This is a genomic window from Mycobacterium sp. NGS39 (genome assembly GCF_059812765.1).
In genome coordinates this window covers 12,445-37,258 of sequence record NZ_JCALDH010000004.1, presented here as the reverse complement: position 1 = coordinate 37,258, position 24,814 = coordinate 12,445, and the positions used below count along the sequence as shown (strand labels likewise).

Genomic DNA, 24,814 nt, shown 5'->3' with positions numbered 1-24,814 from the left:
CCAATGAAGTCCCGGGAGGTGTTGTGGCGCTTGAACATCCGTCTGGCGCTGACGACGCCAAGGGCAGCCGGCGAACCGAAGTGCTCGAAACGGCGGCGTCGCTGATCGCGTCCTCCGGTCTGCGCACCTCCCTCCAGGAAATCGCCGACGCCGCGGGGATCCTGCCCGGCAGTTTGTACCACCACTTCGAATCCAAGGAAGCCATCCTCGTCGAGCTCATCCGGCGGTACCACGCCGACTTGGATCGCATCGGCAGAGAAGCCCTCGAAAAACTGGACGAACCGGACTCGCGCCCCGCTTCGGAAAAGATCGTGGAATTGGGCTCTGATATCGCACGTTGCGCGGTCAAGCACCGGGCAGCGCTGCAGATGTCGTTTTACGAGGCTCCCAGCTCCAACCAGGAGCTCGTCAAACTGCTTGAAGAGCCACCCACTGCTGTCCAGCAGGCGATGCTGCAGACACTGCGAGCCGGCAGGTGGAGCGGCTACATCCGACCCGAGATCGACCTTCCCACGCTTGCCGATCGCATTTGCCAGAGCACCATGCACGCCGGCCTCGACGTCATTCGCCACAACTTCTCACCCGACCGGGTTGCCACCGTTCTGTGCCGAATAATGTTGCAGGGTCTGGCAGCTCGCCCGCCCAGCGATGCCGAACTGGACCGCTCCAACGCTTTCGCCGCTGCCGAGGAGGCTATCAAGACCTGGATCGAGGAGACGGCTGCCGAGGCTGACGACAAAGGCGCCCACGTGCGTGCGGTGGCGCGCGCCGAGTTCGGCCGCAAGGGTTACGAGGTCACGACGATCCGCGACATCGCTTCGGCGGCTGGACTGGGCACCGGCACGGTCTATCGGTTGATCGGCTCCAAGGACCAGCTTTTGGCCAGCATCATGTTGTCGTTCGGCACCAAAGTCGGCGGCGGATTCGCGGCTGTGCTGGGTTCGGATTCGTCTCCGATCGAGAAGCTCGACGCACTGAGCTGGGTCTTCATCAACGCACTGGACCAATTTCCCGACGAGTGGAAAATCCAGCTGGCGTGGATGCGCCAGTCACCGCCCGACACCCCTAATCCGGGACTGTTGTTCACCGAGCGGATGCGTCAACTGAAATCGCTTCTGTCGCAAGGGATCAAGTCCAAAGAGGTCCGCGTCGACTGCCCTTCCATAGAGCTGCTGTCGCGTTGTGTGATGGACGTCTTGTGGATGCCCGAGAACATCGTGCGTGATCTGGAAACGCGGGCGGCGCTCATCCTGGCGCGCGACACCGTCGTGCGCGGGGTTGCCGAGCGCGGGTAGCCCAGTTTGACGGGCAGCCGGGCCCACGCGTGTGACGTCTGACCACCGACTCAACGCGTAAAGGTTGTACTTCTCGTTGTGGTAGAGCGGGGCTTCGTCGCGCAGGCGCTTCCAGCAGGGGTACGGGTGGTCGTCGATGTCGAAGTCGAAAGGGTCGTAGTACACGTCAAGAGTGCTGGAACCTGCCACACTGAATCTTCGGGTCGACCATCTCTGGAACCAAAGATATGTTCCTCGTATGGTAACGGTGTTCCCCTGCAGCGGCGGGCTCTTGGAGAGGATGACATGACTGGTATCGAGCAATTCCGCTACGACAACAAGCGGGCACTCGTGGTGGGTGGTGCCACCGGTATGGGAGCCGCGGCCGCCAAGCAGGCCAAGGAGCTCGGCGCAGAAGTGGTCGTGATGGATTACGCCCCGATCAGCTATCCGGTCGACAAGGCGATCTCCGTCGACCTGCGCGACCCGGCATCGATCGACGCCGCGCTCAGGGAAGTGGGTGGCCCGGTGCATGCGGTCTTCTCTGCAGCCGGTGTGGCCGACGGACCGGACCTCATGCGCATCAACTTCATCGGCCATCGCCATCTGATCGACCAGCTCTTCGCCAATGACCAGCTCCCCCGCGGCTCAGCCATCTGTTTCATCTCGTCGCTGGCGGGCCTGGGCTGGGAGAACGACCTTCCGCGCATCCAGGAGTTCTTGGCCACACCCGACTACGAGGCGGCCCAGCAGTGGGTGGCGGCGCATGAAGCCGAAGGTTTCCTGCACTACGGCTTTTCCAAGCAGGTGATCAACGCGTACGTGGCCATCCAGTCCTACCCGTTCATCAAGCGGGGCGTGCGGATCAACGCGATTTGCCCGGGTCCCACCGATACGCCGCTGGCCCAAGCCAACGCAGATCTGTGGCTCTCGTTCGCCCAGGATTACCGCGACGCGACCGGTTGCAAGGTGCATACCCCCGACGAGATGGCCAGCGCGATGATCTTTCTCAACAGCGACGCGGCCAGGGCCGTCAGCGGCATCAATCTTCTCGTAGACAACGGGCACGCGATGGCGTCGATCACCGGCTCCTACGCACCCGGCAAGCCGATCCTCGACTTGATCATGGGCAAGGTCTCGCTCGGCTGACCGCCGCGAGCCGAATCATCCGAAAGCGTGCGGGGGCAAGGTCATCGGCAGGTCAAGTGAACTCAGAAGCCCCGCAGGCGCTTTCACGACATAAGGGATAGCGTTGACGACGCGCATCGCGGTGCCGGTCATTGCGGCCCGGCCCGCAGCGTGACCCTCCGCGGCGCCCATCGTCATCGAACAGTGGATGTCGGGATCGCCCTCGATGTCCACGCGATAGGTCGCGTCGTATTTCGAATTGGGCCAGTCCGGGGCGACATCGCGGGCCATCCGGATAATGTGCTCGACGACGATCGCTTCGTTTCCGCCGACGACTCCGGCGACTCGCGTGCGCACTGCTCCGCATGTACCGGCTTTGATCGTGCCGAACGCAACTTCGATGTCTTTGTCTGTGACCCGACGGTCCAGTGAACCCGTGACCTCCTGGATGTCGACGCCGAGACCTTCCGCAATCAGGTGAATCGGTGCGCCCCAAGCCAATTGCATGAACCCGGGTGTCTTGAGCATCGGCTCGAAATTCAGGGGCCGGCCGAACCCCATCCCGTCCATCATCACCTCGGCGACGGGATAGTGGTCGTTGAGCGCGACTTCGGTGACGGTCATAGTCCGGATGGTCCTGGACTGTGTCGACAGCAGCAGCGCGAGGTGATCGGATGCGAATCCCGGAAAGATGCCTGAGACGTAGAACGAGACGTTGTCGGACTTCGATGCGGCCTCGAGCTGATCGTGCCATTCCTTCGCGAAGTAGGCGGGCGGGTAGACCAGGCTGGTGGACGTCGTCGAGACCACGTTGATGCCGGCCTCGAGCAACCGCAGATAATCGGGAACCGCGGCGGCGTCACGCTCCGGGCCGCTCGCGGCATACACGACGCAATCGGGCTGCAGCGCGATCAGCGCCTCGGCGTCGTTGCTCGCCGCGATCCCGACGGGTTCCCCACCCGCGAGCTCGCCGGCATCGCGGCCGACCTTGTCCGGTGATGCACCCACACGCCCACCAATTCGAGGTCCGGCCGGTGCCGGACCGCTTCGATAGCGATAGAGCCCACACCACCGGTCGACCAGACGACGACGCGAATTGGCTTGGCTAACAATGGTTCTCCTCAGACGGTTTTCGATACCTGAGCGCGCTCGACAGCGCTCGCTGCACGTTCGAGGTAGGGCCATGCCAGCTGTGGCGGTAGTCCGCCGCACAGTGGCAGCAGCTGCAACCCCCGCCCGCCGGCGACGTAAGAGCTCGCTTCGTCGACCGTGAAAATGCGGTACGGACTCGGCCCCGCCCGAAGTTCGTCGACGCTTCGGGCACGCGAAATGCTGGCCACTGTCTCGTCGCCGTGCCGGTACGCGGCGGCGGTCACCGCATCGTGGAGCAGATATCGGCCGAGTTCGTCCCACGCGCGATCGACGTCATCGGCGACGAACACCGCTGTTGGCGCATTGCTATCGGGGAACTGGACCATACCCGGCTGGTGGCCGTTGGCGCGGCACTGCACTTCGTAAAAGTCCTTGAGCGCAGGCGAATTCACTTGGGAGATGAACCCGAGCCCGTGGCGGGCCGCCCGTTTCGCTGCCGCAGGACTGCCGCCTGCGATCATTATCAGCGGACCACCGGGGGTCGCGCACGGCGGCGTTACATGGATGCGGCGGCCATCATGGTCGACCGGCTCACCTTCGAGCAACGCCAGCAGCAGTCCCAACTTCTCGTCGGCGAGCATGCCGCGTCGGCGCATGTCGACGCCGAAGTGTTCATACTCTTGCGCACGGTGCCCGATGCCAAACGCGTAGATGACACGCCCCTTGCTGATGTTGTCCAGCACACTGATCTCTTCGGCGAGGCGCACCGGGTCCCATAACGGAATCACCACGGCGGCCAGCAGAATCGCCAAGCGTTCGGTGCGCGCGGCGATCGCGGATGCCAGGATCGTCGGCGCCGGTAGATGGCCGTCCTCGGCGCCATGGTGCTCGGACAGCACTGCCACTACTGCGCCCCTCGTCTCGGCCCACGCGCACATCTCGATGGCGGCGCTGTAGAGCTCGGGGGCCGAGGCGCCGATGGCCGGCGCGCGCATGTCGAACCGCAGCGTGATCATCCGGGCCGCGACTCTACGCCGGAACAGATGTTTGGTCTAGTGTGAGCCCAGAGTGACCGGCTCCGCTCCACCAGCCGGCGAGTCCGGACCGGTCCAGCGATCAATCGAAGGAGAGCTATGGCGTCAGCCGCGAAGCGAGTTGTCGTGTGGTCCACGGGCGGCATCGGGTCTATCGCGATCCGCGCCATTTCGCGCCGACCTGATATCGAGCTGATCGGGGTCTGGGTGCACTCGGAGCAGAAGGTTGGCAAGGACGCCGGCGAACTGGCCGGCGGTGAACCTATCGGGGTGGCCGCCACCAACGACGCCGATGCGCTGATTGCACTCAAGCCCGACTGCGTCGTGTATGCCGCGAGTGGACCGGAGCGCGACGCCATCGCTATCCCCGACTATGTACGGCTGCTCGAGTCCGGCATCAATGTCGTCACGACGAGCACGACGCGCTTGGTCAATCCGTCGGCATACGAGCCGGCGGAATGGCGAGACCAGATGGCGGCCGCCGCGAAGACGGGCCAGGCGTCCCTCTACGCCTCGGGAATCGAACCGGGGTTCGCCGCCGACTACCTGCCGCTGGTCCTGATGACCCAGTCGGCCTCAATCGAAAAGGTTCACGCATACGAGATCGGAATGTACGACGACTACGGGGTCGCGGACATCATGATCGACGGGATGGGCTTCGGGCAGCCACTCGACTACACGCCGTGGGTCAGCTTTCCCGGCGCGATTGCCGGAGAGTGGCAGGGCCAGATTCGGCTCGTGGCTGAGGCATTGGGTGTCGAGGTCGAGGAAATCCGCGAGAACTTCGACCGTAGGACGACAGATCGGACTTTCGACGTGGCGTTCGGCACCGTGGAAGCCGGAACCTGCGCCGCGCTGCGCATGCAGGCGATCGGCGTCGTCGACGGCCGCGAAGCGATCGTGATCGAACACGTGACTCGGCTGGCGCACGATGTCGCACCGGAATGGCCGCAGGGCATCGGCGACATGTCCTACCGAGTGGTGATCCAGGGCCAGCCGGACATCGACTGCACGATGGCGGTGAGCCTCCGGGATCGCGAACGCGCGGGTATCTCCGGCATGGCCGCAGGCGCGGGAGCAATGGTCGCCACCGCGATGCGCGTCGTGAATGCAGTTCCCCACGTGGTCGAGGCGCCCCCGGGATTGCTCAGCTCGCTCGATCTGCCGCTCACACTTCCGCGCAACGCCTTCGCTTCTGCATGAGAGCGCACGCTTCGTCTCGACCGGTTTTCCGCCGCGCCACGCCGGTCAGACGGATACGCTCGGTTCGACGCGGCGAAATGTTGGAGGGCAAGCCATGCGCAAGCTCGCGCTGATGGCGGCCGGCGTGGTGCTGCTGTGTGCCGCAGCAGCATCGGCGTCAGCCGACCCGGTCATCTATCCCCCGCGCTACGGCAGCAGCGGGATCTACGCTGTCGGCGGCCGGACCGTCGAGGGCCTCACCGCGTCGATCCCGCCCGGCCATTACCGCGTCGACCCGGCGCCGGGGATCTTCAAAGCTCCAGGCTTCTGGCTGCGATGCAGCGGGGTGCCGTGCTCGCCGACCAATCCCGAGCACATCATCGCCACGGGCGACTATCCCGACAGCACGCTGATGGAGATCCTGCCCAGCGACACCGCGGTCTGCCTGTTCAACGTGACGCTGAACTTCCTCGGCTGACGCGTCAGAACACGATCTCCGGGCGGTACAGGTCCAGCCACACTGCCAGGTCCAGGACCCGTTCGATGCGCGTCCGGTCCACCGGCTGCAGCGTCGCGGGATCCAACCGGGTGATGTTCTCCAGTGCCTCGCGGTCGATCAGGCCGAACAGCCCGTCGTCCCCGGAACCCAGAAGATCCTTGGCGTGAGCCTGAATGGCGGCGCCATACTGCGGATCGGACGTCGACGGGTACGGGCTCTTCACGCGGTTCACCACCGACTCGGGCAGCACGTCGCGGGTTGCGCCCCTCAGCAGGCTCTTCTCCCGGCCGTCATAGGTCTTCAACGACCATGGTGTGTTGTACACGTATTCGACGAGGCGGTGGTCGCAGAACGGCACCCGCACCTCCAGCCCGACGGCCATGCTCATCCGGTCCTTGCGGTCCAACAGGATCCGCACGAACCGGGTGAGGTGCAGGTAGCTCATCACCCGCATCCGGTGCGTGAAATCGTCCTCCTCGTCGAGGCGCTGGACTTCGCCGACAGCTTGGGTGTAGCGGTCGCGCATGAACGTGTCGAGATCGACGGCGGATCGCACTGCCGGCGTGAGGATCTCGCCGCTGGTGTCGATCGGGCCGTCGCCGATCGCGATCCACGGGAAAGCATCCGTCTGCTGCACCTGCGGATCGTGGAACTGCCGGTAGCCGCCGAAGATCTCGTCTGCCGACTCCCCCGACAGCGCCACCGTCGACTGCTGACGAATCGCCTTGAACAGCAAGTAAAGTGACGCGTCCATGTCGCCGAGGCCCAGCGGCATGTCGCGAGCGCCGACAACTTTGCGGCGAAGATCCATGTCGGCGAGCTGGTTGTGATCGAGGACGATGTCGGTGTGGTCAGAGCCGACATGCTTGGCCACGTCGTGCACGTACGGCGTATCCATCGTCTGCCGCATCGCGGTGGGCGTAAAGTTCTCGGCCTGGTTGACGAAGTCGACGGCGAAGGTACGCACCGGCTCGCTGAGTTCTCGTGCCGACAGTGCCGTGATGGCGCTGGAATCCAAGCCGCCGGAGAGTAGGACGCATTCCGGAACGTCGGCGACGAGCTGGCGACGGACGATGTCGTCGAGCAGCTCGCGCACCTTGGCAACGGTGGTGTCGCGGTCGTCGGTGTGAAGCTTGGATTCGAGGCGCCAGTAGGTGCGTTCGCGCACGCCGCGCTCGTCCACAGTGACGATGCTGCCGGGCTCGACCTCCTGCATCCCTTTCCACACTGCGTGTTTGGGAGTTTTCACCGGAACGAGAATCTCGCGCAGACCGTCGATGTCGACGACCCGTTTGGCGAGGGGGTTCGCCAAAATCGCCTTCGGCTCGCTGCCGAACAGCACGCCGTGCGGCGTGGGATAGAAGTAGAACGGCTTGATGCCCATCCGGTCGCGGATCATCACGAGCTTGCGGTCGCGGGAGTCCCAGATCGCGAACGCGTACATGCCGTTGAGCCGGTCGGCCACGGCTTCACCCCACTGGAGGTAGCCGCGCAGCACGACCTCGGTGTCACTGGAGGTGTGGAACTTCTCCCCCTTGGCGCTCAGCTCGTCGCGCAGTTCGGTGAAGTTGTAGGCCTCGCCTGAGTACACCATGACGACGTCACCGTGCGGAGTGGACACCGACATGGGTTGCGCGCCACCCGGGATGTCGATCACGGCAAGGCGCCGGTGCCCCAGGGCGGCGTTGTGGTCCGACCACACCCCGGAGGCGTCCGGGCCGCGGCAGGCCATGGTCTGCGTCATCGCGTCGATGGTCGCGCGCTCGCGCGACAGGTCTCGGGAAAAGTCCACCCACCCGGTGATGCCGCACATGCCGTTACCTCCGTTTGTTTCGGGGATGTAACTACATTGGTATCCTATATAAATCAGAGGCGCACCGTGACCGTGGTCACACGGGCGCACCGAGCGCGGCGTAGCGTTGGCGCCGAAAGGGTCCAAACCGGGGCCCAGCCGGCCTTTTGCTCGCGATAATCATGGGGCCGCCGCGCTGCATGGCGTCGTCGGGGGAAGTCCGGGCTCAACGAGGAGTGTGTAGAACCATGGCGATCATCGAGGCCGATCTGTCGGCCCCCACACCGTTCGAGCAGGACGTCGCCGCCACGCAGCGGTACTTCGAGAGCCCTCGCTTCGACGGCATCACCCGGCTTTACACCGCCCGCCAGGTGGTCGAGCAGCGCGGCACGATCCCCGTCGACTACACCGTGGCCCGCGAGGCGGCGGCTGCCTTCTATGACCGGCTCAGGGAACTGTTCGCCGAGCGCAAATGCATCACCACCTTCGGCCCGTACTCGCCGGGGCAGGCCGTGACCATGAAGCGCATGGGCATCGAGGGCATTTACCTCGGCGGCTGGGCGACATCCGCCAAGGGCTCCTCTACCGAAGATCCCGGACCAGACCTCGCGAGCTACCCGCTGAGCCAGGTGCCCGACGAGGCCGCCGGACTGGTGCGTGCGCTTCTGACCGCCGATCGCAACCAGGAGTACCTCAGGCTGCGCATGAGCGAAGAGCAACGTGCAGCGGCAACGACGTACGACTACCGCCCGTTCATCATCGCCGACGCCGACACCGGTCACGGCGGAGATCCTCACGTACGCAACCTGATTCGCCGTTTCGTCGAAGCCGGTGTGCCGGGGTACCACATCGAAGACCAGCGTCCCGGCACGAAGAAGTGTGGCCATCAGGGCGGCAAGGTGCTGGTTCCCTCCGACGAGCAGATCAAGCGGCTCAACGCCGCCCGCTTCCAGCTTGACATCATGCGCGTGCCGGGCATCATCGTCGCGCGAACCGACGCCGAGGCGGCAAACCTGATCGACAGCCGCGCCGACGAGCGTGATCAGCCGTTCATTCTCGGGGCCACCAACCTCCGAATCCCTTCGTACAAGTCGTGTTTCCTCGCGATGATGCGGCATTTCCACGAGCTGGGAGTCAGGGAGCTCAACGGGCACCTTCTGTATTGGCTTCCCGAAGGCGAGTACGCCGCGGCGCAGGCTTGGCTTGACAGCCATGGCATCTCGGACGTCATCGCCGAGGCGGCCGCTGCCTGGCGGCATGACGGCGATCCTTCCAATGACGCGCTTTACGACAAGGTCGAGTCGGAGTTCATCGCGACGTGGGAGGATGACGCGGGCCTTAAGACCTACAGCGAGGCGGTCGAAGACCTCATCGCATTCGGCGAGAACGACGGCGAACCGCTGAGCATGAGCGCTGCCGAGTGGCGGGAATTCGCCAAGCGGGCCTCGCTGTACACCGCGAGCCAGAAGGCCAAGGAACTAGGCGTCAGCGTGGCCTGGGACTGCGAACTGGCCAAGACCCCGGAAGGCTATTACCAACTGCGGGGCGGCATTCCGTATGCGATAGCCAAGCAGTTGGCAGCTGCTCCGTTCGCCGATCTGTTGTGGATGGAGACCAAGACCGCCGATCTTGCCGATGCGCGGCAGTTTGCCGAGGCGATTCACGAGCAGTATCCGGACAAGATGCTCGCCTACAACCTGTCGCCGTCGTTCAACTGGGACACCACGGGCATGACCGATGACGAAATGCGGGCGTTCCCCGCAGAACTCGGCAAGATGGGCTTCGTCTTCAACTTCATCACCTACGGCGGACATCAGATCGACGGGGTGGCGGCCGAAGAATTCGCCACCGCCTTGCGCCAGGACGGCATGCTGGCGCTGGCCCGGGTGCAGCGGAAGCTGCGGTTGATCGAATCCCCGTATCGCACACCGCAAACGCTCGTCGGCGGACCGCGCAGCGATGCGGCGCTGCTGGCGTCGTCAGGTCGCACAGCGACCACCAAAGCGATGGGTAAGGGCTCGACGCAGCACCAGCACCTGGTGCAGACGGAGGTGCCGAAGAAGCTGCTGGAGGAATGGCTGGCGATCTGGGGTGAGCATTATCAGCTCGGCGAGAAGTTCCGGGTGCAGCTGCGGCCTCTTCGCGCAGGCGGAGAACTGTTGGAACTGGGCATCTTTGGCGAGCGCGAAGGCGGCGAGGAAGAAAAGCTGGCCAACGTGATCGTCGACCCGATCAAGGACCGCTACGGCCGCAGCATCCTGACGGTGCGCGACCAGAACACGTTCGCCGAGAAGCTACGCCAGAAGCGGTTGATGACATTGGTTCACCTGTGGCTGGTGCACCGCTTCAAGGCCGAGGCGGTGTACTACGTGACGCCTACGGAGGACAACAAGTATCAGACGCAGAAGATGAAGTCGCACGGCATCTTCCGCGACGTCCACCAGGATGTGGGCGAGATCATCGTGGCCGAGGTGAACAAACCCCGCATTGAAGAGTTGCTGGCGTCCGATCGGAAGGCGCTGCAGCGATTGATCCGCAAGGAGGACTGAATCGCTGTGGGCCGGGGGGTGACTCGCGCCTACAGTCACCACTCGATCACGCGGACGAGGTAGGGCGTCATGCCTGCCGTACGTACCGGAGACACCGTGACGACGGGATCAGTGGCCTCGATCATCTGGCCGTTGCCGATGAACAGCGCCACACTCTGAGTGCCTTCCGGGCCGTAGAAGAGAAGATCGCCGGGGAGTGCCTGAGTGGGCAGGATCTTGCGGCCGACCAGGTACTGCTGACCGGATGACCGCGGCATCTTCAGACCTGCGCCGGCGAAGGCGTACTGGATCAGGCCGGAGGCGTCGAACCCGACGGTTGGGACGGCCGGGTCGGTACCGCGGGTAGGGCCGGAGACATTGCCGCCGCCGTAGACGAAGGGCACGCCGCGCTGTGAGAGGGCGCGTGCGATGACGTTGTTGATCAGTTGCTGGTGAGATACGGGTCCGGCCAACGTATCGGCGGTCGCGGTACCGGGCAGCGCCAGCAGCATGGCCAGACTGGCCGCAACGGCCCAGATGCGCCTCATGGGAACTACACCCTTTCTGATCGAGCGCTGCATGCATTTGCGCAGCAGTCACTGCAGCCACTTCTTTAACGCCATGGTGCCAGCAGCGTTCTGGCCGAACGGCTTTCGGACGACGATCGTCTCCGGACCGTGACCGAACGGTGACGTGTCGACGTCCCTCCCATGTCGGTGACAATGGGGGTAGGCGGCCGCCGCGGCGGGTATTCGTCAAGAACGACAAGTCAACGGAGCTCTATGGCAACCGCACGACCGAATGTTCTGCAGTACATCGCGTACTCGTATGGGCTGATCCGCCTGCCCGACTCGATGCGGGAGTGGGTCGCGCGTGATCTCGCCGGCAAGGGAGCCGTCCGCCGGTTCATGATTCTGGCGGCGATACCGCCGCTCATCGTTCTCGCGCCGTTCTGGTTATTGCCTGCCTCGCTGTACGTGCACATCGAGATGACGCTGCCGATTTACATTTGGGCCCTGCTGATTTCACTTGCGCTGAACAAGGTATGGCGGCGGCACCGGCTGGCCCAGCACGGGTTGGATCCGAATTTGGTCGACGTGCTCAAGCGTGAACGGGAAGCACGAATCCACGAGGACTACATCCGGCGCTTTGGACCCCGCCCGGAAGAGGCCAAGTGGCAGTCCAACAGCAATCCCTTCTTCTGACCGTCGGGCCGGATCATCATTGTTGCCTTCCGAGCTCACCCTGCGCGCGGCGACCTCAGGACTGAGGAAGGATGTCCACTTCGACCGATTGCGTTGTGGTGGCACCGTACTTGTCGGTGACCGTGATATCGAAGGTGTCGGTCGTGGGCCCGCCCGAGGCTGCGGCGCGGCGCGCGGCGGAGGTGGGGGTGTACGTGAACGTGCCCTTGCTCGACGACAAGGACACGGCGCCGTACGTGGGCTTCTTCGACACCGAGAATGAGTAGGGGTCGTGGTCCGGATCGGAGGCGGGCAACGAGCCCTTGATGGCCCCGTTCGCCGCGGGGTCACCTTTGACGGCTGTCCCTGCGATGGGCGCCTGATCCGACGGTGCAATGGTGGCTGTCACGCTCACTGTCTTTACTCCGCCGTGCCCATCGTCAACGGTGACGGTGAACTTGTCGGTGTCCGTGTTCCACGTTTCGCGGGCCCTTTGGCGTGCTTCGTCCGTCGGGGTGTAGGTGAATGTCCCGTCCGGATTCAGCGTCACCGACCCGAAGGCGGGATCTGTCTTGCTGTAAGTGACCGCGTCGTTGTCGGCGTCGGTGACCGCGACGGAGCCGGTGACCGTCCCGCCGACGGGGTCTGGCTTTTTCACCGCTGCCTTGGCCGAGGGCGCGGCGTTCTTCGGTACGACGTCGACGGTGAAATCGTGGGTTGCGACGCCACCGAAGCCGTCGTCGGCTGTGATGGTGAAGGTGTCTTTCTTGTCGGCTTCCGTCGCGGTGGTCGCGGCGGCGGCGTGGCGGGCGGCCGCGGTCGGCGTGTACGTGTACGAACCCGTCGGCGTCACCGTGACAGTGCCCTTGTCCGAGGGTGTGGCGGAGTAGGTGAGCTTGTCCCCCTCGGGGTCGGACGCCGTCACCTTGCCCGTGACCTTGCCGGTCGTCGTACTCGGCTTGCTCTGGCTGACGTTGGTGATTGTGGGCTTCGTATCAGGCATCCCCGGTTTCAGCCGGAGGACGACGGCCTGACCGTTGTGATCGCCGGTGCCACCGTTGGCCAGATCAACGTCGTCGAGCCGCTCGGCGACGCCGCTGTCGACGAGCTGCTGTGCCAGGTCATCGCGCGCCGTGTCGAAGGAGACGTATTGGTGCACGGACCCTTCGGTGCTGAACGCGCCGGTCCACACATAACCTTGGCCTTCCACGAGCGCGGGCCCGAACATCCGGCCGTGATCGCTCCCGTCGGCGAAGGCCTGCAAGAAGCCGGTGGGCTGTTGACTGTAGGTGGTGCCGTCGATGATGGCCTGATAGCCGGTGCTGTGCAGGCCCTGGGCCGGGAAGCCGGCCACTTTCATGGCCCGGTTCAGTTTCGCGGCGGATTCCGCTTCGCTGGTCGACGTCGGGTCGACGATGACGACGTTGATCGGCTCTGCAGGGACCTGCCCGCCCCAATTCGACACCTGCCCATCGGATTTCAGCATCCATTTACCGAGGCTTCCGAATGGAGTTGAGGCCACATCGCCGGGTTGTGGGTTCGCCGTTTCCGCGGCGGCGGCGATAAGACTGCGCGGCGCCACAGTGCTCGGCGCCGCAATCGAAGCTTGGGTGAGTGACATCTGTTCGATCTCGCGGCGAATCAGCTGCAGCGCGCCCAGAACAACGGGCGCAGGGGCGACCGGAACGTCGCCGGTGCCGACGCCGGTTGAGGTGATGCCGATCGCGGCGAGCAGGTTCGACACCACCTTGGCGATCGGGTTCTCAGGCGGCACCGCGGTCACGGTCAGCGGCTTACTGACTATGGCTTCGCTGGGCTGACGCAGGGCCGTGGCAGCGTCGTCGACCCAAGAGCGCACCGGCGCCGTCGCAGCGAAGGTGATGTGGCGGTCGGCGGACGCAAGGGTGCTCGCGTTGGCGACTGCGTCTTTCGACGCGGCGACGCGGGCGGTATCGACGGAGAGGGAGGTCGGCTTGTCGTTTTCCGCGGTCGCCAGCGTGCGGGCCGGACCCGTCGGCTCGGAGTTGTTGTCGCGGTGCGGCCGCGTCGTCACTGCCGGCTTCTGGTCCCAGCTGGCAGACCTACTGGAGTCCGCGGGCTCGGAGGCTCGGCCGGCCGATTCGTCGGGGGTTGGGGCACGAGGGCGGCCGATGGCAGACAGTCGGTCGGCGATGTCGCTGAGGCTCGGCACGCGGCCGGGAGCAGGGGTGCGCAATCCGCCGGAGCTGCGCACCACCACGGACGGGCCGGTGCTGTTGGAACCCGAGACGGAGTCCGAGGTCTTTGATTGCCCCGAGTCGCTGCCCGACACCGACGGGCCGCCGGTGGTGACCGATGTCGACGGCGGCGTGGCTGTACCGCGTTGGCTTGACGAGTCGGGTTGGCCATTGGACGAGGTCTTGTCGGAACCCGAGGTGGAAGAGTCGGTGTCGGTGGGCTTGGCCCAAGCGGTGCCCGGTGGGCACGCGATGGCCGCGCCGATTCCGAGAGCAGCGGCCAGCAAGCCCACACGGGCGATGTAGCGGGCGTACTGCAGTGGCGGGCGGTGTGCCGACTCAGCGGGACGCACGTGAGAGCGCGCCGTGGCTGGTCGAAGCGCCCTGCCGTCGTCGCGACGTTGCGGGTGGGCCGGAGTCCGCAAGGTCGACGCGGAGTCGAACCGCTCCGCCGGCGACTCTTGATACGGATTTGCTGTCGAGTCCATGACCGGCTCCTCCGCGATGGCTGATGTGGTTAGCCGACATGGCTTCGCTCCACTCTGACATGCCGCGTCGTCAGAGTGAAGGGACGAAATACCCCATTCCTTGGCCGTCTGGAGCGCCGATTCCGGCGTTGCTCAGCGATGTGGAAAAGTTCGCTCACGTGGCTAGTGCGGGATGCGGCGGAAATGGACTGTGGTTGAGCCACGCGAAAGGAGATGTCGTTTCGACGTGAAGAAACTGTTGTTGACCATCGAGGCCCAGCCCCTTTTCTTTGCTGGCTGCGGTCATCGGGCGACTGCAAGTGCGGACTTCATGACAGGTCATCGTGAAGAGATGAAGAAAGTGCAGCCCTCGGCTCACGAATGCATCGACTGAAGGCTATGGGCATGAGGTTCTGATGCTCGACGCTGCGGTGCCTGGGCTTCTTCAGTACGACTTCCAGAGCGATACGCTCTGCGCCGCCACATGCAGCGTCACCCCAACGTGCATTTCCGACTCCGCCTCAATCCTGAGGTAAGGTTCCTCGAGTCCGCCGACTCGTTCCGGCGGAGAATACGGGCTGTGGCGCAGTTTGGTAGCGCACTACACTGGGGGTGTAGGGGTCGCAGGTTCAAATCCTGTCAGCCCGACCATATGACCTGCGGAAACACAGGCCCGTGCAATATTCGTGCGACTGTGGTCGCCCCCAACGGTTCGCGGCAATTGCGCCGACTTAGACATATGCACGATTCCGAAACCTTCGCCCCTCGCGACATATGTACGAAATGCCCTGCAGCCCTTGGCAATTCGAGGGCACCAGGGTTAGCTTCAGCGCATGACAGATACTGATGCAATCCTCGCGGACCTCAGCGCAGGGCTTGACGCTGCTGGCGTGTTCACTGGCTTGCCGGTCGACGACGGCGAGCTACTGGTCGCCGCGCTGAGCTTCGACGTCTGCCTGCGGAGCGATCCAGCCCGCTCTATGCGAACCCGCGCAGCGGCGGTGCGCGCCGGTCGGTGGCCGTGCGAAGACCGCCCTGGCGTCGCGCAGGCGTTCGACGTCGCCGCGACGCTGGTCGTCCAGCTATGACCGGGCCCGCGCGCCAGCCGGTCCCGCCGGCGTGGGCCGGCCTGATCGACGCGTACCTTGCCGCCGAGGCGGGCGCGGGCCGGTCACCGGAAACAATCGCTACACGCCGCTGCCACCTGTCACGGATGGCGCGCGGGATGCAGTGCGAACCGTCGGCGGTCACGTCGGCAGGCATCCTGGCGTGGTTCGGCCGGCAGTCGTGGAGCATCGAAACCCGCCGGGGCAACCGCAATACCGCCGCGTAGTTCTTCGAGTGGGCGCACCGCGCCGGCCACCCTCCGACCGACGCCGGCGCCGACCTTCCGGTGATGCGCGCGGCGGCACCCGCGCCGCGGCCGGCGCCCGACGCCGTGTGGTCCGCAGCGATCGCCGGCGCGGATCCGCGCGTCCGACTGATGCTCAGGCTTGCGGCCAAAGCGGGTCTACGGCGCGCCGAGATAGCGCGCGTGCATCGACGCGACGTGACCCGCGGGCCGGCCGGCGCGACGCTGCTGGTCCACGGCAAGGGCGGCAAGCTGCGTGTCCTACCGATCGGTGACGATCTGGCCGCGGCGATCGCCAGCGTCGACGGTTACCTGTTTCCCGGCGACGAGGACGGTCACCTATCGCCGCGGTGGGTGGGCAAGCTGATGGCCGGCGCGCTGCCCGACCACTGGACCGCGCACACACTGCGCCACCGGTTCGCGACGCGCGCCTACCGCGGATCCCGCAACCTGCGGGCGGTGCAAACGCTGCTCGGACATTCGTCGATCGCGACGACGGAGCGGTACACCGCTCGACGATGACGAAGTTCGGACCGCGGCGATGGCCGCTCGCTGACCGCACCGATCTACTGCGGCAGAACGCGAATGTGGTCGACGAAACGCTTGGCGGTCCGCTGACTGACGCTTCTCGTGACGATTTCTCTGCCGCACTGCGGCCACACCCGAAAAGCCTTGTAACGGTCCGCATATGCAATCACTTCGGCGCCACCGGGGATCATCCCCAACGTGTCGTTAGAGAACTTCCACATCTGGACATCGTGCGCCTCGACGCGCACAGGCATATCCGGCCCCATCGGCATTGACGACTTTGTCACCGAGCGCCGCGACTCGTAGTCCCACATGACGTTTGGAGTGTCCAGCTTCGAACCATCGGGCATCATGACGATGGCTAGGCCGATATTCCGGATAGTAACCGCCTCGGCGCCGCGGTTCACCACGACGACGACCATCTCGTCGAACTCGCCGCCGACGTCGGACCCCGGCGTGATCACAACGTGTTTTCGCCCGGTGATGTCCACCGTGGTTCGCGGCCACCGTAGCCACGCCAGCAGGTTTGTCGCCGCGAAGGCCGACGTCGACAGCACAAGTGCCGCGACGGCCATCCAGTCGCTCACCGTCACGCGGTGAATCTAACGCCGGTTCGTCCCTGCGCCACGAGGTAACGCTGCCTTGCCGGTCCAGTGTCGACGCGGACCCTCAGCATTCGCATGTAGCCGCGCATCCACAGTTTCGCTAGCACCAGCGACCGGCTGGCATACGGGTTACGGTCGCCAAGTTCGGCGACCGAGCCTGCGTATTGCGCGAGCGTGTATTCCGCGCGTTTCGTCACCCGGCCATCATGCAGCCGTGTGGTGCCGGCGCGGCGGATCCCACGCCGGGCGTCCGTCGAGCCGAGCGGGCCGTGAACGCGGTCAGTCGGAGCGGCGCGAGCGTTTAACTTGAAGGCGTGGGGATCGTCTACCACTACGCGAGTGCGCAAGCGTTCAATGGTGTCGTCGAGAACGCTGAAGTGTGGGCTACGGACTTCAGGTACCTGAACGACTCCCGAGAACTGGTCTATACGTGGGCAGTGTTCGTCGAGCGGCTAGAGGCGAACTTCGCGTCTCCGAGGTCGGGCAGGATCAGCCGTTCCAACATCGACTTGTAGTGCTGGCGGGTCCGTGGCCGCAGCGGGCGCTGTTCAACCCAGCGGTTGGCGTAGGCGCGTAGCGTGATGCCGTCTGACCGTTCGACGGCGCCCCAGGTGCCGAGGTCAATCTTGCGGCGCTCGTCGCCTATCCAGCGTTCGGCGTCCGTCTCATGCATAAACGTCTTGCGGGCTTTGTGGAGCTTGCCATCGGGGCCGATGTAGGACGCCTGGAAGCGTCCGGACGGTAGCTGTCGGATGCGGCCGAAGCTGCGTCGATTGCGCGCCATTGCGCCATGCCCCCTGCGTGCTCTCCGTGCAATATTCGTGCAACATCAATGTACCGGAACGCCCGACAGGGTTAGACACTGTCGGCGCGGCGAGTCGCCTATTTCAGCAGCTAGAAGCACTGAAAACGCTGGTAAGAACGCGCAGTCACCACCGAATGATGAAACTGATTCAAATCCTGTCAGCCCGACAAGCCGCTCGACCGAATTGATGAATCGCCGCCGAGGCGAGATGGCGCATAATGGAGCGCAACAGATTAATTGGCGGGCGATGAGGCGGCACTACTCCGACGATCAGCTGATAGAGGCGGTTCGAGCTTCCCGCTCGTGGCGCGGTGTCCTCCGAGCACTCGGTCTTTCTGCTACCTCAGCCGCCGCCATGCGCTCCGTGCGCCTGCATGCTGACCGGCTGGGACTTGACTACGCCCACTTCACAGGACAACGGCGCTGGACGGATCAGCAGCTCGCCGCGGCGATACCCTCCGCAGCGAGTTGGAGCCAGGTCGCCGAAACGCTCGGGCTGGCTGGTGGCTCGAGTACGACTACATTACGTGGCCACGCCGTACGGCTCGGCCTTGACACCGCTCACCTTGACCTGCGGCGCAAGGCACAACCCGCAGTCGGGATGATGTTGCCGCAGCGAAGCAATCTGGCCCGGGCTGGTTCACTTTTGGCGGCGGCGTGGTTCGAACTTTGCGGTCATTGCGTTTCCTGGCCGCTAGAACCGTGCCGCTACGACTTGGTCGTATGGGCGGGAACTACAGCCCAACGCATCCAGGTGAAGACGACCAATGTGAAGCAAGGGGCGTCGTGGACGGTATGGATCTCCAATACCGGCAAAGAGCGTAAGACTTACGACCCGGATGAGATCGACCACTTCTTCGTCATTGACGGTAACTTTGACTACTACCTCATCCCCGTGGCGGCGGTGGCAGGTCTGACCGCGATCCACCTCTCCGCCTACAAAGACTTTCGGCTTCGTCGGGACGTCGCGCCGTCGGCGCCGCTCAAGGTCGAAGGTCAATGAACCGGCGTTGTTGTTCAATCCCGTCACAGGGTCACCAGCCGGTACAGCCCGATCAGGCCCACGACGACGATCGCCGCCCGCAGCGCATTCGGCGGCAGCCGGCGCCCGAAGTGCGCGCCGACGAAACCGCCCACCAGTGAGCCGACCGCGATCAGCGCTGCCGCCAGCCAGTTGATCCGGTCGAACGCGACCACCGTATACGCAAGGGCGGCAACAACATTCACAACCAACGCCAGCAGGTTCTTGGCGGCATTCATCCGCTGCAGGTCCTCGGGCAGCAGCGCCCCCATCACGCCCATCAGCAGGATCCCCTGCGCGGCGGTGAAATAGCCGCCGTACACGCCGACGGCGAACGTGAGAGTCACCAACGCTGCGAGGCGTCCCGCCGGCAGATGGTCCGGCGCCCGGCCAGCCTCCTCCGCTCGCCGGCGTGCCCAGGTTTGTATTCGCGGCCCCACCACAACGAGCACAAGTGCGGCCACCAACAGCACCGGCACCACCTGCTCGAACACCTTCGCAGGCAGATGCAGCAACAGCCACGACCCCAGTGCGGCCCCCGTCAGCGACGCGAGCAGCTGCCACCTGAGCCGTGGCCACTGACCGCGCAGTTCGCGTCGGTAGCCCCAGGTCCCCGACACGCTGCCGGCGACCAGTCCGACGGCGTTGGACATCGTCGACGTCACCGGCGGAATCCCGAGCGTGACGAGCGTGGGGAATGTGACCAACGTGCCCGACCCCACGATCGCATTGATCGCGCCCGCCGCAACTGCGGCGAGCGCGATCAAGCTCATGTGAAAAACGGACACCGCTTACCGCGACCGCGCCTTGCGTTTCTCGCGCACCCGCACGTTGATCCGGATCGGGCTGCCCTCGAAGCCGAACGTCTCACGCAACCGCCGCTCCAGGAAACGCCGGTATCCGGCTTCGAGGAAACCGGTGGTGAACAACACGAACGTCGGTGGCCGAGCCGCCGCCTGGGTAGCGAACAGAATCTTCGGCTGTTTACCGCCGCGCACAGGCGGCGGCGTCGCCGCCACCACCTCCTTGAGCCACGTATTCAGCCGTCCGGTCGAAATGCGCGCATCCCAGGACGCCAGCGCGGTCTCCAGAGCGGGCACGAGCCTTTGCACCGCGCGGCCCGTCCTGGCCGAGATGTTCACCCGCGGAGCCCACTGCACCTGCACGAGTTCGCGATCGATCTCCCGCTCCAACAGCTCGCGGCGGTCTTCATCCACCAGATCCCACTTGTTGAATGCCAGCACCAACGCACGCCCAGCCTCGATCACCATCGACAGCACACGTTGGTCCTGTTCGGTCAGCGGCTGTGACGCGTCGATCAGCACGATCACCACCTCGGCAGCGTCGATCGCGCCGTGGGTGCGCACCGACGCATAGAACTCGTGACCCCTGGCCTGACCCACCTTGCGTCGCAAGCCCGCCGTGTCGACGAACCGCCACACCTTCCCACCGAGCTCGATCAGCGAATCCACCGGGTCGACGGTGGTGCCGGCCACCTCATGCACCACCGAGCGCTGGTCCCCCGACAGCTTGTTCAGCAGCGAACTCTTTCCCACATTCGGCTTGCCCACCAGCGCCACTCGGCGCGGACCACCCACTGCCGCGACGGTTTCCGAAACTTCAGGCAGCGCGCCCACCACGTCGTCGAGCAGATCCGCCACACCTCGCCCGTGCATCGCGCTGATTGGATACGGCTGCCCGAGCCCAAGTGACCACAGCTGGGCGGTGTCAGCCTCGCCGCGTTCGGTGTCGACTTTGTTGGCCGCCAGAAAGACTGGCTTCCCGGATCGTCGCAGCGTTCTGGCGGCTGCTTCGTCGCCCGCGGTGGCGCCGACGACGGCGTCGACCACGAAAATGATGGCATCCGCGGTCCGCATGGCCACCGATGCCTGTTCGGCGACCAACTGCTGCAAACCTTTTGCGTCCGGCTCCCAGCCGCCGGTGTCTTGAACGACGAACCGGCGACCGGTCCACAGCGCGTCATAGGACACCCGATCGCGGGTCACGCCCGGCACGTCCTGGACCACCGCCTCGCGACGACCCAGGATCCTGTTGACCAGCGTCGACTTCCCGACATTCGGGCGGCCGACCACCGCCACGACCGGCGGCGAAACCGAATGCACCGAGGCCTCGTCGGCAACGGCTTCGCCGATGTTCCAATCACTTTCGTCGACCCAGGTGCCGTCGCTCATCGCCGTGCCCGCGCCCGTTGCTCGACGACGTCGACCAGATGAGCAACCACCTCGGCCTCGGTCATGTTGCTGGTGTCGACGACGATCGCGTCGTCGGCCGGTCGCAGCGGCGACACCGCCCGCGTCGAATCCAGATGGTCGCGGCGCCGCACGTCTGCGAGCACGCTGTCATAGTCATCCCCCAGCCCGTTGGCGATGTTCTGATCGTTGCGCCGACGCGCCCGCGTCTCTGGCGATGCCGTCAGGAAGAACTTGACGTCGGCGTCGGGCAGCACCACTGTGCCGATGTCACGGCCCTCCACCACCACGCTGCCCTCTCCAGTCGCAAGCTCGCGCTGCAGTCGCACCAACTGTTGCCGCACGGCGGGCACCGCCGAAACTGCCGACACCGCACGCGTCACCTCGTCCGTGCGGATCATCAGCGAAACATCTTCGCCCGCAAGGAAACACCGCTCGTCGTCCGGGTCATACCCCACCGACAGGGGCACGTCGGCCGCTGCAGCGCCGACGGCTTCGGGGTCGGTCACGTCGACGCCGGAGCGGAGCATGTGCAGTGTCATGATTCGGTACATCGCGCCCGTATCGAGATACCGAGCGCCGAGCGCACGGGCCAAACCCTTTGATACGGAAGACTTTCCGGTACCAGCGGGACCGTCGATCGCGATTGCGAGCGACCTGCTCACAACCCCACCGCCTTGTACAGTAGCCCGATCTCGTCCCGTCGGAGTGGTCGCAAACTCCCCGGCCGCTGATTGCCCAGCGACACCGCGCCGATGTCGGTGCGCACAAGCGACTGCACCGGATAGCCCACCGCCGCCAGCAAGCGGCGGACAATCCGTTTGCGGCCCTCGTGCAGCGTCACCCGCACCATCGTCTTGCCTGGGACCGAATCCATCACAGCGAAGTCGTCGACAGCCACCGGACCGTCCTCCAGTTCCACACCGTCGCGCAGTGTCTTGCCGAGGCCGCGAGGCACCGTCCCGTTCACCGTGGCCACATAGGTTTTCGGCACTTCATACGACGGGTGCATCAGCCGGTGCGCCAATTCGCCGTCGTTGGTCAACAGGATCAGGCCTTCGGTGTCTGCGTCCAGGCGCCCGACGTGAAAAAGCTTCTTGTTGCCCCGAACCCGGTGCTCGATCAAGTCGCCGATACACGGGCGCCCACGCTCGTCGGACATCGTCGAATGCATTCCGCGCGGCTTGTTCAAGGCCAGGTGCACCAACGTGTCGTCCAGCATCACGCGTGCGCCGTCCACGCGAACCACCGACACGCTCGGGTCCACCCTGGTGCCCAACTCGGTGACCACGTGTCCGTCGATCTCGACACGCCCGTCGAGGATCATCCGCTCCGCGACCCGCCTAGACGCAATACCGGCCTGTGACAACACTTTCTGCAGCCGGACACCTTCAGAAGACGACACGTCAGTCCTGATCCACGTTGATCTCCGGCACCGGATCGTCAGCGGAAACCCGATTCAGACGCGCGAATCGCGGCTCGCTGTCGAGGGTTTCGGTGATGTCGTCGATGACGTCGATGTCCGGCAGCAGCGGTGCGATGTCGGGTAGGTCCGCTAGCGACGAAAGGCCGAGCCGCTCGAGGAACAATTCCGTGGTCGCAAACGTCACCGCGCCGGTGTCGGGATCCGTGCCGGCCTCGGTGATCAGCCCCCGGGCCAGTAGCGTGCGCATCACCGCGTCGACGTTCACGCCACGCACCGCGCTCACCCGTGCGCGGGTGACCGGCTGGCGGTATGCCACCACCGCCAGCGTCTCCAAAGCGGCGCGGGTCAGCTTCGAGCGGGCTCCGTCGAGCAGCAGCTTCTCCACGTACGGCGCGAACCGCGCCCGCGTGTACATCCGCCACCCGCCGCCGGCTTCCCGCAGGTCGATCCCGCTGCCGCGGTCGGCCAGCTCGGCGGCCATCCGCTTCAACGCGGCCGCCACCCGATCTGTGGTCTGCTGTGTCACCGTCGCCAACGTCTCCACCGGCACCGGAGTGTCGACCACCAACAGCAGTGCCTCCAGCACTGCCGTCAGCTCGACGTCGTCGAGCTCGCTCTGAGGCTGCAGCTCGATCCCCAGATCGAGGTCTGGGACCTGTTCACTCATCAGAGGCCGTTTCGCTCCTCGCGTCGTCCGCAGTGGCTTTCACCAAGTCGTCGTCGGTCGGCCGGTCTCCGGTCCATGAAACCTGCAGCACACCAAGTGGTTCTGACTGGTCGAATGCTACCGCTCGCAGCCGGTACAGCTCGAGCAGCGCCAGGAACCGCCCCACGATCTCGATCGTGTCGCCGCAGCCGGCCACCAGCTCCGAGAACGCCGTCCACTGCCCCACCCCGCGACGTGCCAGCTCGTCGAGCACGCGCCCGGCCTGCTCGGGAATCGACACGATTGTCTGGTGCAGGTGCTCGGTGGCCACCGTAGGGACCGGCCGCGGCGTCAACGCGGTCGCGGCGATCTGGGCGAACGCGGTCGCGTCGACGCCCAACATCACTTCGGGCAGGAGGTCGGCGAAGCGATCCTCCAGCGACACCGATCGCGGGTAGCTGCGCAGCGCTGCGGCCTCCAGCTCGGCGAACATCTCGGCGACGTGCTTGAACGCCCGATACTGCAGCAGCCGCGCGAACAGCAGGTCGCGCACTTCCAGCAGAGCGAGATCCTCGGTGTCTTCCACCTCGCCGGCCGGCAACAATCGAGCTGCCTTCAGGTCCAGCAGTGTCGCAGCCACCACCAGAAACGCGGTCGTCTCCTCCAATTCGAGTTGCGCGCCAATGGCTTTCGTGTAGGCGATGAACTCGTCGGTGACTTGATGCAGCGCTACCTCGGTGACGTCGAGGCGGTGCGCGAAGATCAGTTGCAAGAGAAGGTCGAACGGCCCCTCGAAATTGCTGAGCCGAACGTGAAATGCCGGCGCGGACTCCGTCGACGTCACGCGCCGCCGAACCGGTCGATCACCTCTCGGGCCAGCGACCGATATGCCTCTGCTCCAGCAGATTTCGGCGCCCACGTGGTTATCGGCTCACCGGCCACGCTGGTCTCCGGGAATCGAACCGTGCGAGTGATCACGGTGTCGAACACCAGGTCGCCGAACCGCTCGACCACCCGCGCCATGACTTCGCGGGCGTTGATGGTGCGGGTGTCGAACCGTGTGATCAGGATTCCGGTGATGTGCAGCTTCGGATTCAACCGGTCGTGCACCTTGTCCACGGTGTCGGTCAACAACGCCAGCCCGCGCAGCGAGAAGTATTCGCATTCGGTGGGAATCACCACACCGTCGGCGCATGCCAGCGCATTTACGGTCAGCAGTCCCAGCGACGGCTGACAGTCGATGAGCACATAGTCGTAGCGGTCGAGCACCGGGTACAGGGCGCGGCCCAGCGTCTGCTCGCGGCCGACTTCGTTGACGAGCTGGATCTCGGCGGCCGACAGGTCGATGTTGCTGGGCACCAGATCCAGATGCTTGACCTTGGTGTGCACCATCACGTCGTCGATCGATACCCGCGACTCGATCAGCACGTTGTGAATCGTCGCGTCCAGCTCGTAGTGCGGCACGCCCAGTCCGGCGGACAGCGCCCCCTGCGGGTCGAGGTCGACCAGCAGCACCCGCCGGCCGTACTCGGCCAGCGCTGCACCGAGGTTGATGGTCGACGTGGTCTTGCCGACGCCGCCCTTCTGGTTGCACATCGCGATGACCTTCGCCGGACCGTGAGCGGTCTTGGGCTGGGGCTCGGGGATGGCCCGCGGCGGACGGCCGGTGAGGCCGACGCCGGAGCCTTCCGGCTCGTCGGTCACGCCGGGCCGTTCACTGTTGGGGTGGCGGACATCCGGGCAAGTTTAGCGACGTGGCGACCCCGAAACGGGCAGACCCGCGGTCTACGTAGGCCCCCGTTGCGACAGCACGCTCCATAGGCTGT

The 24,814-nt window shown here is 65.1% G+C and carries 26 protein-coding genes, 1 tRNA gene and 2 pseudogenes; 13 read left to right on the top strand and 16 right to left on the bottom strand.

Annotated elements, in window-relative coordinates; genetic code table 11:
* Positions 1-23 precede the first annotated feature (23 nt).
* Positions 24-1,295, top strand: coding sequence for a TetR/AcrR family transcriptional regulator (locus AC5Y39_RS06985; RefSeq protein ID WP_500016989.1), 1,272 nt, complete (start codon positions 24-26; stop codon positions 1,293-1,295).
* Between the two features lie 18 nt (positions 1,296-1,313).
* On the opposite strand, the pseudogene AC5Y39_RS06980 reads toward AC5Y39_RS06985, so the two are convergent.
* A pseudogene (locus tag AC5Y39_RS06980) lies at positions 1,314-1,484 on the bottom strand (cytochrome P450); the annotation flags it as partial.
* 96 nt (positions 1,485-1,580) lie between these two features.
* Between AC5Y39_RS06980 and AC5Y39_RS06975 the strand changes: the two are divergent.
* The gene (locus AC5Y39_RS06975; protein ID WP_500016991.1) at positions 1,581-2,423 is read left to right on the top strand and encodes an SDR family oxidoreductase; all 843 of its coding nucleotides are present in this window, start codon (positions 1,581-1,583) and stop codon (positions 2,421-2,423) included.
* A gap of 15 nt (positions 2,424-2,438) precedes the next feature.
* Here AC5Y39_RS06975 and AC5Y39_RS06970 read toward each other — a convergent pair.
* Together AC5Y39_RS06970 and AC5Y39_RS06965 are read right to left on the bottom strand one after the other, a co-directional pair.
* Positions 2,439-3,514, bottom strand: a pseudogene (locus tag AC5Y39_RS06970) (NAD(P)H-dependent amine dehydrogenase family protein).
* Between the two features lie 9 nt (positions 3,515-3,523).
* Complete coding sequence (locus AC5Y39_RS06965) at positions 3,524-4,510, bottom strand: LLM class flavin-dependent oxidoreductase (RefSeq protein ID WP_500016993.1); 987 nt, start codon at positions 4,508-4,510, stop codon at positions 3,524-3,526.
* A 117-nt stretch (positions 4,511-4,627) separates the two neighbouring features.
* Here AC5Y39_RS06965 and AC5Y39_RS06960 point away from each other — a divergent pair, with 117 nt between their 5' ends.
* On the top strand, positions 4,628-5,731 hold the full coding sequence (locus tag AC5Y39_RS06960; protein WP_500016995.1) for an NAD(P)H-dependent amine dehydrogenase family protein: 1,104 nt from the start codon (positions 4,628-4,630) through the stop codon (positions 5,729-5,731).
* 94 nt (positions 5,732-5,825) lie between these two features.
* Positions 5,826-6,188 carry a hypothetical protein gene (locus AC5Y39_RS06955; RefSeq protein ID WP_500016997.1) on the top strand — a complete coding sequence of 121 codons (363 nt, stop codon included), beginning with the start codon at positions 5,826-5,828 and terminating at the stop codon, positions 6,186-6,188.
* Positions 6,189-6,192: 4 nt separating this feature from the next.
* On the opposite strand, the gene asnB is transcribed toward AC5Y39_RS06955, so the two are convergent.
* Positions 6,193-8,022 (bottom strand): asparagine synthase (glutamine-hydrolyzing), encoded by a 1,830-nt coding sequence (asnB, locus tag AC5Y39_RS06950; RefSeq protein ID WP_500016999.1) that lies wholly within the window; start codon positions 8,020-8,022, stop codon positions 6,193-6,195.
* Positions 8,023-8,249: 227 nt separating this feature from the next.
* Between asnB and aceA the strand changes: the two genes are divergently transcribed.
* A complete protein-coding gene (gene aceA, locus AC5Y39_RS06945) occupies positions 8,250-10,550 on the top strand; it encodes an isocitrate lyase ICL2 (protein WP_500017001.1) in 2,301 nt (766 codons plus the stop codon).
* Between the two features lie 35 nt (positions 10,551-10,585).
* On the opposite strand, the gene ripD is transcribed toward aceA, so the two are convergent.
* A complete protein-coding gene (ripD, locus tag AC5Y39_RS06940) occupies positions 10,586-11,077 on the bottom strand; it encodes an NlpC/P60 family peptidoglycan-binding protein RipD (protein ID WP_500017003.1) in 492 nt (163 codons plus the stop codon).
* A 234-nt stretch (positions 11,078-11,311) separates the two neighbouring features.
* Between ripD and AC5Y39_RS06935 the strand changes: the two genes are divergently transcribed.
* Positions 11,312-11,734 (top strand): DUF5313 domain-containing protein, encoded by a 423-nt coding sequence (locus AC5Y39_RS06935; RefSeq protein ID WP_500017005.1) that lies wholly within the window; start codon positions 11,312-11,314, stop codon positions 11,732-11,734.
* A gap of 55 nt (positions 11,735-11,789) precedes the next feature.
* On the opposite strand, the gene AC5Y39_RS06930 is transcribed toward AC5Y39_RS06935, so the two are convergent.
* Positions 11,790-13,766 carry a cadherin-like domain-containing protein gene (locus AC5Y39_RS06930; protein ID WP_500017007.1) on the bottom strand — a complete coding sequence of 659 codons (1,977 nt, stop codon included), beginning with the start codon at positions 13,764-13,766 and terminating at the stop codon, positions 11,790-11,792.
* Positions 13,767-13,863: 97 nt separating this feature from the next.
* On the opposite strand from AC5Y39_RS06930, the gene AC5Y39_RS06925 reads away from it, so the two are divergent.
* The 6 genes from AC5Y39_RS06925 to AC5Y39_RS06900 all read left to right on the top strand — a co-directional run bounded on the left by AC5Y39_RS06925 (position 13,864) and on the right by AC5Y39_RS06900 (position 16,269).
* Positions 13,864-14,235 carry a hypothetical protein gene (locus AC5Y39_RS06925; RefSeq protein WP_500017009.1) on the top strand — a complete coding sequence of 124 codons (372 nt, stop codon included), beginning with the start codon at positions 13,864-13,866 and terminating at the stop codon, positions 14,233-14,235.
* Positions 14,236-14,643: 408 nt separating this feature from the next.
* Positions 14,644-14,790: a hypothetical protein gene (locus AC5Y39_RS06920; RefSeq protein WP_500048195.1), complete on the top strand. Its 147-nt coding sequence runs from the start codon at positions 14,644-14,646 to the stop codon at positions 14,788-14,790.
* 180 nt (positions 14,791-14,970) lie between these two features.
* Positions 14,971-15,047: transfer RNA gene (locus AC5Y39_RS06915), tRNA-Pro, on the top strand.
* Positions 15,048-15,229: 182 nt separating this feature from the next.
* A complete protein-coding gene (locus AC5Y39_RS06910; RefSeq protein WP_500017011.1) occupies positions 15,230-15,484 on the top strand; it encodes a hypothetical protein in 255 nt (84 codons plus the stop codon).
* Positions 15,481-15,729 carry a hypothetical protein gene (locus tag AC5Y39_RS06905; RefSeq protein ID WP_500017013.1) on the top strand — a complete coding sequence of 83 codons (249 nt, stop codon included), beginning with the start codon at positions 15,481-15,483 and terminating at the stop codon, positions 15,727-15,729. The genes AC5Y39_RS06910 and AC5Y39_RS06905 overlap by 4 nt, the downstream gene beginning before the upstream one ends.
* Positions 15,730-15,792: 63 nt before the next feature.
* Complete coding sequence (locus AC5Y39_RS06900) at positions 15,793-16,269, top strand: tyrosine-type recombinase/integrase (RefSeq protein ID WP_500017015.1); 477 nt, start codon at positions 15,793-15,795, stop codon at positions 16,267-16,269.
* Between the two features lie 44 nt (positions 16,270-16,313).
* Here AC5Y39_RS06900 and AC5Y39_RS06895 read toward each other — a convergent pair whose 3' ends face one another.
* The 3 genes from AC5Y39_RS06895 to AC5Y39_RS06885 all read right to left on the bottom strand — a co-directional run bounded on the left by AC5Y39_RS06895 (position 16,314) and on the right by AC5Y39_RS06885 (position 17,664).
* Positions 16,314-16,868 carry a hypothetical protein gene (locus AC5Y39_RS06895; protein WP_500017017.1) on the bottom strand — a complete coding sequence of 185 codons (555 nt, stop codon included), beginning with the start codon at positions 16,866-16,868 and terminating at the stop codon, positions 16,314-16,316.
* Positions 16,865-17,077, bottom strand: coding sequence for a ribosome modulation factor (locus tag AC5Y39_RS06890; RefSeq protein ID WP_500017019.1), 213 nt, complete (start codon positions 17,075-17,077; stop codon positions 16,865-16,867). The genes AC5Y39_RS06895 and AC5Y39_RS06890 overlap by 4 nt, the downstream gene beginning before the upstream one ends.
* A gap of 227 nt (positions 17,078-17,304) precedes the next feature.
* Positions 17,305-17,664 carry a hypothetical protein gene (locus tag AC5Y39_RS06885; protein WP_500017021.1) on the bottom strand — a complete coding sequence of 120 codons (360 nt, stop codon included), beginning with the start codon at positions 17,662-17,664 and terminating at the stop codon, positions 17,305-17,307.
* Positions 17,665-18,049: 385 nt separating this feature from the next.
* On the opposite strand from AC5Y39_RS06885, the gene AC5Y39_RS06880 reads away from it, so the two are divergent.
* A complete protein-coding gene (locus tag AC5Y39_RS06880; protein WP_500017023.1) occupies positions 18,050-18,688 on the top strand; it encodes a group I intron-associated PD-(D/E)XK endonuclease in 639 nt (212 codons plus the stop codon).
* A 23-nt stretch (positions 18,689-18,711) separates the two neighbouring features.
* Here AC5Y39_RS06880 and AC5Y39_RS06875 read toward each other — a convergent pair whose 3' ends face one another.
* Genes AC5Y39_RS06875 through AC5Y39_RS06845 form a run of 7 tightly spaced genes read right to left on the bottom strand, consistent with a single transcriptional unit; the run spans position 18,712 to position 24,692 of the window.
* Positions 18,712-19,479, bottom strand: coding sequence for a sulfite exporter TauE/SafE family protein (locus AC5Y39_RS06875; protein ID WP_500017025.1), 768 nt, complete (start codon positions 19,477-19,479; stop codon positions 18,712-18,714).
* 18 nt (positions 19,480-19,497) lie between these two features.
* Positions 19,498-20,898, bottom strand: coding sequence for a ribosome biogenesis GTPase Der (der, locus tag AC5Y39_RS06870; protein ID WP_500017027.1), 1,401 nt, complete (start codon positions 20,896-20,898; stop codon positions 19,498-19,500).
* On the bottom strand, positions 20,895-21,581 hold the full coding sequence (gene cmk, locus AC5Y39_RS06865) for a (d)CMP kinase (protein ID WP_500017028.1): 687 nt from the start codon (positions 21,579-21,581) through the stop codon (positions 20,895-20,897). The genes der and cmk overlap by 4 nt, the downstream gene beginning before the upstream one ends.
* Positions 21,578-22,333 carry a pseudouridine synthase gene (locus AC5Y39_RS06860; protein ID WP_500048203.1) on the bottom strand — a complete coding sequence of 252 codons (756 nt, stop codon included), beginning with the start codon at positions 22,331-22,333 and terminating at the stop codon, positions 21,578-21,580. Before AC5Y39_RS06860 ends, cmk begins: the two co-directional genes overlap by 4 nt.
* Positions 22,323-23,009, bottom strand: coding sequence for an SMC-Scp complex subunit ScpB (gene scpB, locus AC5Y39_RS06855; protein WP_500017032.1), 687 nt, complete (start codon positions 23,007-23,009; stop codon positions 22,323-22,325). The genes AC5Y39_RS06860 and scpB overlap by 11 nt, the downstream gene beginning before the upstream one ends.
* The gene (locus tag AC5Y39_RS06850) at positions 23,002-23,832 is read right to left on the bottom strand and encodes a segregation/condensation protein A (RefSeq protein WP_500017034.1); all 831 of its coding nucleotides are present in this window, start codon (positions 23,830-23,832) and stop codon (positions 23,002-23,004) included. Before AC5Y39_RS06850 ends, scpB begins: the two co-directional genes overlap by 8 nt.
* Complete coding sequence (locus tag AC5Y39_RS06845; RefSeq protein ID WP_500017036.1) at positions 23,829-24,692, bottom strand: ParA family protein; 864 nt, start codon at positions 24,690-24,692, stop codon at positions 23,829-23,831. The genes AC5Y39_RS06850 and AC5Y39_RS06845 overlap by 4 nt, the downstream gene beginning before the upstream one ends.
* Positions 24,693-24,814: the final 122 nt, after the last annotated feature.